The sequence below is a fragment of the Paracoccus sulfuroxidans genome (assembly GCF_007830335.1).
Lineage (GTDB): Bacteria > Pseudomonadota > Alphaproteobacteria > Rhodobacterales > Rhodobacteraceae > Paracoccus > Paracoccus sulfuroxidans.
The window spans coordinates 134,173-140,405 of sequence record NZ_VLKU01000011.1; the positions used below are offsets into that span (position 1 = coordinate 134,173).

10 protein-coding genes are annotated in these 6,233 nt (G+C 63.0%); 1 reads left to right on the forward strand and 9 read right to left on the reverse strand.

Features of this window, described 5'->3' with window-relative positions; translation table 11 throughout:
- Positions 1 to 37: 37 nt before the first annotated feature.
- Complete coding sequence (locus IQ24_RS16535; protein ID WP_145399390.1) at positions 38 to 493, reverse strand: universal stress protein; 456 nt, start codon at positions 491 to 493, stop codon at positions 38 to 40.
- A gap of 267 nt (positions 494 to 760) precedes the next feature.
- Between IQ24_RS16535 and IQ24_RS16540 the strand changes: the two genes are divergently transcribed.
- On the forward strand, positions 761 to 1,471 hold the full coding sequence (locus IQ24_RS16540) for a sugar transferase (protein ID WP_199756619.1): 711 nt from the start codon (positions 761 to 763) through the stop codon (positions 1,469 to 1,471).
- A 12-nt stretch (positions 1,472 to 1,483) separates the two neighbouring features.
- Here the strand turns inward: IQ24_RS16540 and truA are convergent, their stop codons facing one another.
- The 8 genes from truA to IQ24_RS16580 all read right to left on the reverse strand — a co-directional run.
- Entirely contained in the window at positions 1,484 to 2,263 is a 780-nt protein-coding gene (gene truA, locus IQ24_RS16545) for a tRNA pseudouridine(38-40) synthase TruA (protein ID WP_145399392.1), read from the reverse strand.
- Between the two features lie 7 nt (positions 2,264 to 2,270).
- Positions 2,271 to 3,242, reverse strand: coding sequence for a 5-bromo-4-chloroindolyl phosphate hydrolysis family protein (locus IQ24_RS16550; RefSeq protein WP_145399393.1), 972 nt, complete (start codon positions 3,240 to 3,242; stop codon positions 2,271 to 2,273).
- A gap of 380 nt (positions 3,243 to 3,622) precedes the next feature.
- On the reverse strand, positions 3,623 to 4,690 hold the full coding sequence (locus tag IQ24_RS16555) for a tyrosine-type recombinase/integrase (protein WP_145399394.1): 1,068 nt from the start codon (positions 4,688 to 4,690) through the stop codon (positions 3,623 to 3,625).
- Positions 4,579 to 4,896 carry a helix-turn-helix domain-containing protein gene (locus IQ24_RS20610; protein WP_422386286.1) on the reverse strand — a complete coding sequence of 106 codons (318 nt, stop codon included), beginning with the start codon at positions 4,894 to 4,896 and terminating at the stop codon, positions 4,579 to 4,581. The genes IQ24_RS16555 and IQ24_RS20610 overlap by 112 nt, the downstream gene beginning before the upstream one ends.
- A complete protein-coding gene (locus IQ24_RS16565; protein ID WP_145399396.1) occupies positions 4,854 to 5,537 on the reverse strand; it encodes a hypothetical protein in 684 nt (227 codons plus the stop codon). Before IQ24_RS16565 ends, IQ24_RS20610 begins: the two co-directional genes overlap by 43 nt.
- Positions 5,537 to 5,764, reverse strand: a complete 228-nt coding sequence (locus IQ24_RS16570; RefSeq protein ID WP_145399397.1) for a helix-turn-helix domain-containing protein — start codon at positions 5,762 to 5,764, stop codon at positions 5,537 to 5,539. Before IQ24_RS16570 ends, IQ24_RS16565 begins: the two co-directional genes overlap by 1 nt.
- Positions 5,761 to 6,018 (reverse strand): hypothetical protein, encoded by a 258-nt coding sequence (locus IQ24_RS16575; protein WP_145399398.1) that lies wholly within the window; start codon positions 6,016 to 6,018, stop codon positions 5,761 to 5,763. Before IQ24_RS16575 ends, IQ24_RS16570 begins: the two co-directional genes overlap by 4 nt.
- Positions 6,018 to 6,233: DUF2312 domain-containing protein (locus tag IQ24_RS16580; RefSeq protein WP_145399399.1), on the reverse strand; the 216-nt coding region annotated here is incomplete at its 5' end. The genes IQ24_RS16580 and IQ24_RS16575, both read right to left, overlap by 1 nt.

A 6,233-nucleotide genomic window follows, 5' to 3' on the forward strand; every position in this document is an offset into this window, starting at 1 on the left:
GCCGCCGCACCCCTCTGACAGCCCATCGGGCGGCGGATCAGGTGATCTGTTCCAGCCGCTCGCGAGAGATGTCGCCCGGCACGATGGTCACCGGGCAGGAAAGGTTCGACATTTCCCGCAGCATCCGCGTGACCAGCGGCCCCGGCCCCGCGCTTTCCGAGGAAGCCGCCAGCACAACGATGCCGATATCCGGGTCGTCGTTGATCTGGGCCAGAAGCTCGGTCCCCGGATCGCCTTCGCGCACCACCAGCTCGGGCTCGACCTTGGGGCGGTCGCGCATCCATTTCGCGAAAACCTCGAAATGCGCTTCGATTCGTTCATAGGCCTCGGCCCGCATGACTTCGGCCACGCCCATACCGTGCTGGATCTCTCCGGCCGGGATGACGGCGAGGACCTGCACGCCGCCGCCGGTCTTGGCCGCGCGCATGGCCGCGAACCGGATCGCATTCAGGCATTCGCGGGTGTCGTCCAGTACGACCAGTGCTTTTCGCATCCTGCCATCCTTCTAACCACCGATGCGCAAAGACTGGCCGAAAGATCACGGTGCTTCAAGAGTCACGGCTAAATCTTGCCAGCAAGCGTTTCTTTTGACTTAGGCCTGTGCTACGGCAAACAAAACAAACGGGCAGCATGTTAATGAGCGAGACGGGTCGTGACGATTCACCACGATTGGGATAGAGCCGATTGCCGTGATCTATCCTCTCTGAAAGGTGTAGATGCCACTTGGATCGCGCGTGAGCACGGTTCGGGCGAAGCGGGCATGACCGTCGGCAAACGTGTGTTTGACGTGGTTTTCGCCCTTTTGCTGCTGATTCCACTATCGGTCGTGATACTGGTGGTGTCGATTGTCCTGCTGATCATGCAGGGCCGCCCGCTGTTCTATGTGGCGCGCCGCATGCGGGCACCGGGCGAGGAATTCGGGCAGCTGAAGTTCCGCACCATGTTGCTGGATGAAAGCGATTTCGGAGCCAGCGGGGCGCATAAGAACTGGCGAATCACCCGTGCGGGCAGGGTCTTGCGCCGCACCCGGATCGATGAACTGCCGCAGCTTTTCAACATTCTTCGCGGCGACATGAGCTTCGTGGGCCCGCGCCCGCCGATGCGCGAATATGTCGAGCGCTTCCCCCGCGTCTATGCGCAGGTGCTGCGCAATCGCCCCGGCGTGACTGGCCTTGCGACGATGATCTATCACGCGCATGAAGACCGCATCATGGCACGCTGCACCACGGTCGAGGCGACCGAGAGTGCATATTACCGGCGCTGCCTGCCCACCAAGCTGCGTCTGGACCTGATCTATCAGCGCCGCCGCAGCCTGCGGGTCGATCTGTGGATCATCTGGAACACGCTGATGACGGTGCTGAAACCGAACTGGCAGGGACGTGGTCCGCGCCGGGTTCCCGCCCGGGAAAAATATTCGGTCGAGCATGTCAAACTGACCACACTTCAAGACCATCAGACCCCGGCCGAATAGCCGCTTGAGTGCCTAGTCCCGAAACGGATCGTCCGGGTATTCCGCCCCCGTCAGATAAAGGCCATGCGGTGGACAGACCGGCCCGCAGGCCGCGCGGTCGCGCGCGGCAAGGGCGGTCGCGACGCGCTCCGGGCTCCATGAGCCTGCGCCCACCCGCTCCAGCGTGCCGACGATCGAGCGGACCTGATTGTGCAGAAATGACCTGGCCCGCAGCGTGAAGCGGAATTCGCGCCCGTGCGGCATCGCGACTTCCTCGATATCGATCTGATCCAGCGTCTTCACCGGGCTCGCCGACTGGCACATGGTCGAGCGGAAGGTGGTGAAGTCATGCAGCCCCAGCAGATGGGCCGCGCCTTCGCGCATTGCCTGAGCGTCCAGTGGCTGCAACACCTGCCAGACCAGACCGCGATCATGCGTGACCGGCGCGCGCCGCGACACGAGGCGGAACAGATAGCGCCGCTCGAGCGCAGAAAAACGGGCGTGGAAATCATCCGGCACGCGCCGCGCCGCGACAATCGCCACGGGGGCGGGCTTCAGGTGCCAGTTCAGCGCCTCAGCCAGCCGGAACTCATCCCAATTCTTCTGCAGATCGGCATGGGCGACCTGACCCGTGGCATGGACGCCCGCATCGGTTCGCCCGGCCGCGGCAATCCGTGCGCCATCGGCGAAACCTGGGTCCAGCCGGGCCAGAGCGGCCTCGATGGCGCCCTGGACGCTGGGCTGGTTGGCCTGCGCCTGCCATCCGGCAAACGGGCCGCCGTCATATTCGATCTTCAGTGCGAAACGTGGCATGCGGGGCTCAGCGACGGTCCTGCCGCTGCCCCGGCATCAGGAACAGATCCTCGTTGAGGCCCGGCTGTTCGGTGATGGGGGTGGGCGAGGGCGAGGGCGTGCGGACGCCTTCGCGGGCAAGGCGGTCGCGCAGCACGCTGATTTCGATGTCCAGATCCGTCCGGCCACCCTCGATCAGCTTGCGGGTGCGGGCGGCGAATTCGGTCTCCAGATCGTTCAGCAGGTTTTCATAGTCCAGCCGCGCGCGGGGATCGCCGGTCTGGGCGTAAAGATCGGCGAATTTGACCGTCGCGTCGCGGGCACCTTGCAGATAGACGCCCAAATAGCGGCGCACGCCGCCCAGATCGCCGGGGTTCTGTTCGACCTGTGCGAAAAGCTGATGTGCGGTGGCCGAGAACTGGCCGACACGAGCCTCAAGGCGCCGGTCGCCGGTGCGGCGGATGGCGCTGGCCATGGCATCCAGCAGCGCCTCACCCTCGGCGATGATACGATGGGCGCGGTCCTGCTGGAAGCTGTCGACGCCCTCCATCCCCTTGTCCGACATGGGATCGGGGCCGAAGGACAGCCAGTGCAGCAAGGCACCGACCACGCCGATGACGCCCGCGCCCGCGAAAGCGCCGGGCTCATAGGCGCCGACGGCCAGCCCAAGGCCGGTCAGGATGCCGCCGAACAGCTTGCGCGGAATGGCCGGGCGGCGCGCCACGCGGCGCGCGTCATAGGCGGCCTCGGCCTGCAGGCCCTCGCGCGTCAGCCACATGGCGGCGGCGAGCATGCCAAAGCCCAGAAGGCAGGTCGCCATCAGCATCGGCGGCTGGAAAAACGCGCTGAGCAGGAAGGGGGTGCCGCAGATGGTGATCCATTTGGTGCGCGATTCCAGCGGATGCGCGACCTCGCCCGGGATGGGGCGGGCGATCTCGGGTCGGGTGCCTACGGGCTCATAAGGCTGGGGAGAGTGGCGGCCGCCAAATCGTTTGGCCATGAATGGTCCCCTTACGCCGCGCCGAACAGCGAGGCGTAAAGCGTCAGCCCCATCAACAGAAAGAAGGACAGTCGCTGCATTCCCTTGCCGGACATCGGTTCCCTTTCCCAAGGACTTGCCAGAGCCTGCGGGCCGGGACAACCCCTGACCTCTGCCCTAAGCAGATAGGCCCGGTGATGCGCAGTGCAAGGGGATCGGGCCCCGCCGCCCCGCCTTTATGCACCCGTTTCCGCCGTAATCTGCGTCAAAGCGGCACGAATTCGTCGCCCGCGACGGCGCAAATTCCGAAAGATGTCCGAGGAAAGATTTGGAGCGGGTGATGGGAATCGAACCCACGTATTCAGCTTGGAAGGCTTGCCAGGTGTTTTGCAGAGTCATGATTAATATTCCTTTTTTCTTCCGCTTCGGGACTTTCTTCGGGAAACGCCCATAAGGCTAAGGCTGTCGAGTGCGTGCGCCAGATCACCGTCTAGGACGTGGGCATAGCGCGCAGTTGTCTCGACTTTGCTATGCCCCAAAAGACGGCTCACCAACTTAAGGTTGCCGGTGTGGCGCAGCAGGCGAGTGGCAAATGTGTGGCGCAAGTCGTGGAATCTGAAATCTTCAATCTCCGCCGCTGCCATTGCGCTGCGAAAGTCCTCCATGATCCCGCCTCCATTAGGGACAATCTTTCTGCGCTGATCTTTCCTGTTCTGGACTTCGAAGGTGAACACGTAACGGCTGTGCGTTGGCAGGTCCGATCTTGGCAGGGTTACCAATAGATCTGCGATTTCCTGACTGATCGGATATTTCATCTTGCCTCCACCCTTGAGGCGAAACGTCATGCGCCGGTTGTCATGGTCGATGTCCGACCATCGCAGCTCGGTGATTGTGGATAGCCTGGCGCCCGTCAGCAGGGCGAAGGTCACGAATGGGGCCAAATCCGGGCGCAGGTGCTTGAACATGCGCTTTTGCTCGGCGGGTGACAGCTCGCGCACCCGCTCTTCTGGTTCGGCTGTCTGCACGGCTTTCAGGTCGATCTTCGGCATGGCTGCGCCGTGGATTTTCTCCATGTGGCGTAAAGCCCGTCCAAGCATCTGCAGCTCGCGATTGACGGTAGCATTTGCAACGGTTGCGCGGCGTGAAGCGACGTATCGCATCAGTTCGGAATTGGTGAGATCGCTCATGGGCTTTATGCCATCCAAGACGGTCAGAATCATTTTACCTTGGCTGCGCGCAGTTCTGGCACTGGGCTGATGCTGGCAGATGTCCGTCCAGTATGTTCCAAGGGCTTGTGAGACGCTGAAATGTCCAGTGACCTCTGGGGCATTGCGGGCTTCGACTCGGGCGCCGGCCTCTACTGCTTTCGCTTCCTCATAGTCCTCTGTTCCGCAAGAGCCGTGAAATCTACGACCCCGGACTTGGAAGTCATAGTGCCAGTAGCGCGTGCCTTTCGGGCGGTATGGCATTCGGTGTGCTCCTGTAGATAGGCGTCGATATCGTCTTTCCGATATCGGATAGTGCCGGGGGTCAGCATGACAAAGGGCAACCCTCGCGTTCTAAGGCGCTGCAAGGTCTTGGTTGATACGCGCAACATCCCGGCGGCCTCTTCGGCCGTCATAAGCGGTGAGATCACCCAACCCTCCTGACTTCTTCCAGCGCATGGCCGCGCCATTGCTCGGCTGCGGCGCGCATCATCCCAGGATAGGACCTGCTGCGCAGCCGGGCGCGCTCTGGGCCCGGTGACATGCGGTGGACCCGGTTCCATGTCTTCCATTCGTTGGATCCGCGTACGGGCTCGACGAGCTGATCTGTTGCTACCAGCGCTGGCAGCCCGCGCAGATACCATCCTGTCGCCTTGTATTCGGGATGCCCGAACCAGTGCGGCTGGACCATATGCGGTGCAGGGAGGTCAGCAGGCATGCGATCACGGGCCAGATCATTCATTTCCGGGTTCTCGATGGCGACCCGCTCGATCGGTGCCGTCCAGCATGTGGTGAAGATGCTAACGCCAAGCTCAAATTCGGTGCGCATGTCCTCCCAGCTGCGGCCCTTGGGCAGCCGCTTTGGGTGCGTCCACTTCCCGGGTCCACTCATCCAGCGGCGGCCGGAGCGGCACAGGCGCGTGCAGGGCGGATGCATGACCGCCAGCAAGTCCCACCCCTCCTGCAGGATGCCATTGCGGATATCGCACCGGATATGCCGGTTGCTGCCATCCTCGGCCGCTTCGATGTCGCAGGACCAGACGTCATGCCCAAATGCAGCGAAGGCGCGCCGCGCGATGCCAGAGGTTTCACAGCCGATCAGCACGCGCATCACGCCTTAGCCTCCAGCCGACGCACGCGCTCGGACATGCTGCGCGGGATCGGCCTGCGCCCGGCTTCCCATTCGCGAATGCGCTTGTAGCCATTGGGGCTCATGCCCAAGGCGCGGGCGAACTCCCGGCCCGTCAAGCCGAGCTGCTTGCGCATCTTCCACATCTCATGACTTGCCATGCCGGATGAACCGACCGGATGGAGGTACGGCGCTTCGTTGCCCTTCATGCCCCATCCTCCGGGAAGCAGTTCGCGCAGCTGGCGTAGGCGAGAAGCGCCCAATCCTCGGTGCCGTGACCTTGGCAGAGGCGGCAGGCCGGATCAGGGCCCAAGAACCCGCTGATCTGGCGGATGGCTTCCTCCGCGGTCCGGGCGATCCCCGCTGATCCCGTTTCCTCGTGGGTCCAGCTGAAGCGCGCGCCCGGGACATCGTGCTCGTGGATGGTGATCCCGCGATGAATGCTGGGGGCGAGGAAGTCCATCAGATCATCCCCAGTGCGGCTTTGTACATTTCAAGAATGGCCTCTTCCTCGGCCACGTCGTCCTTGTCGCGCTTGCGAAGCGCGATGACCTTGCGCATGATCTTGGGGCTGTAGCCCCGCGCTTTGGCCTCACCCATCAGCTCCTTCTGCTGATCGGCGATGTCCTTCTTCTCCGCATCAAGCTGCTCGTATTGCTCGATGAACTGACGCAGCTC

What these genes read in the sequence shown, in the direction of transcription:
- IQ24_RS16535 (WP_145399390.1), bottom strand. Translation starts at nt 493, where the DNA reads ATGCGAAAAGCACTGGTCGTACTGGACGACACCCGCGAATGCCTGAAT.
- IQ24_RS16540 (WP_199756619.1), top strand. Translation starts at nt 761, where the DNA reads ATGACCGTCGGCAAACGTGTGTTTGACGTGGTTTTCGCCCTTTTGCTG.
- truA (WP_145399392.1), bottom strand. Translation starts at nt 2,263, where the DNA reads ATGCCACGTTTCGCACTGAAGATCGAATATGACGGCGGCCCGTTTGCC.
- IQ24_RS16550 (WP_145399393.1), bottom strand. Translation starts at nt 3,242, where the DNA reads ATGGCCAAACGATTTGGCGGCCGCCACTCTCCCCAGCCTTATGAGCCC.
- IQ24_RS16555 (WP_145399394.1), bottom strand. Translation starts at nt 4,690, where the DNA reads ATGCCATACCGCCCGAAAGGCACGCGCTACTGGCACTATGACTTCCAA.
- IQ24_RS20610 (WP_422386286.1), bottom strand. Translation starts at nt 4,896, where the DNA reads ATGGCGCGGCCATGCGCTGGAAGAAGTCAGGAGGGTTGGGTGATCTCA.
- IQ24_RS16565 (WP_145399396.1), bottom strand. Translation starts at nt 5,537, where the DNA reads ATGCGCGTGCTGATCGGCTGTGAAACCTCTGGCATCGCGCGGCGCGCC.
- IQ24_RS16570 (WP_145399397.1), bottom strand. Translation starts at nt 5,764, where the DNA reads ATGAAGGGCAACGAAGCGCCGTACCTCCATCCGGTCGGTTCATCCGGC.
- IQ24_RS16575 (WP_145399398.1), bottom strand. Translation starts at nt 6,018, where the DNA reads ATGGACTTCCTCGCCCCCAGCATTCATCGCGGGATCACCATCCACGAG.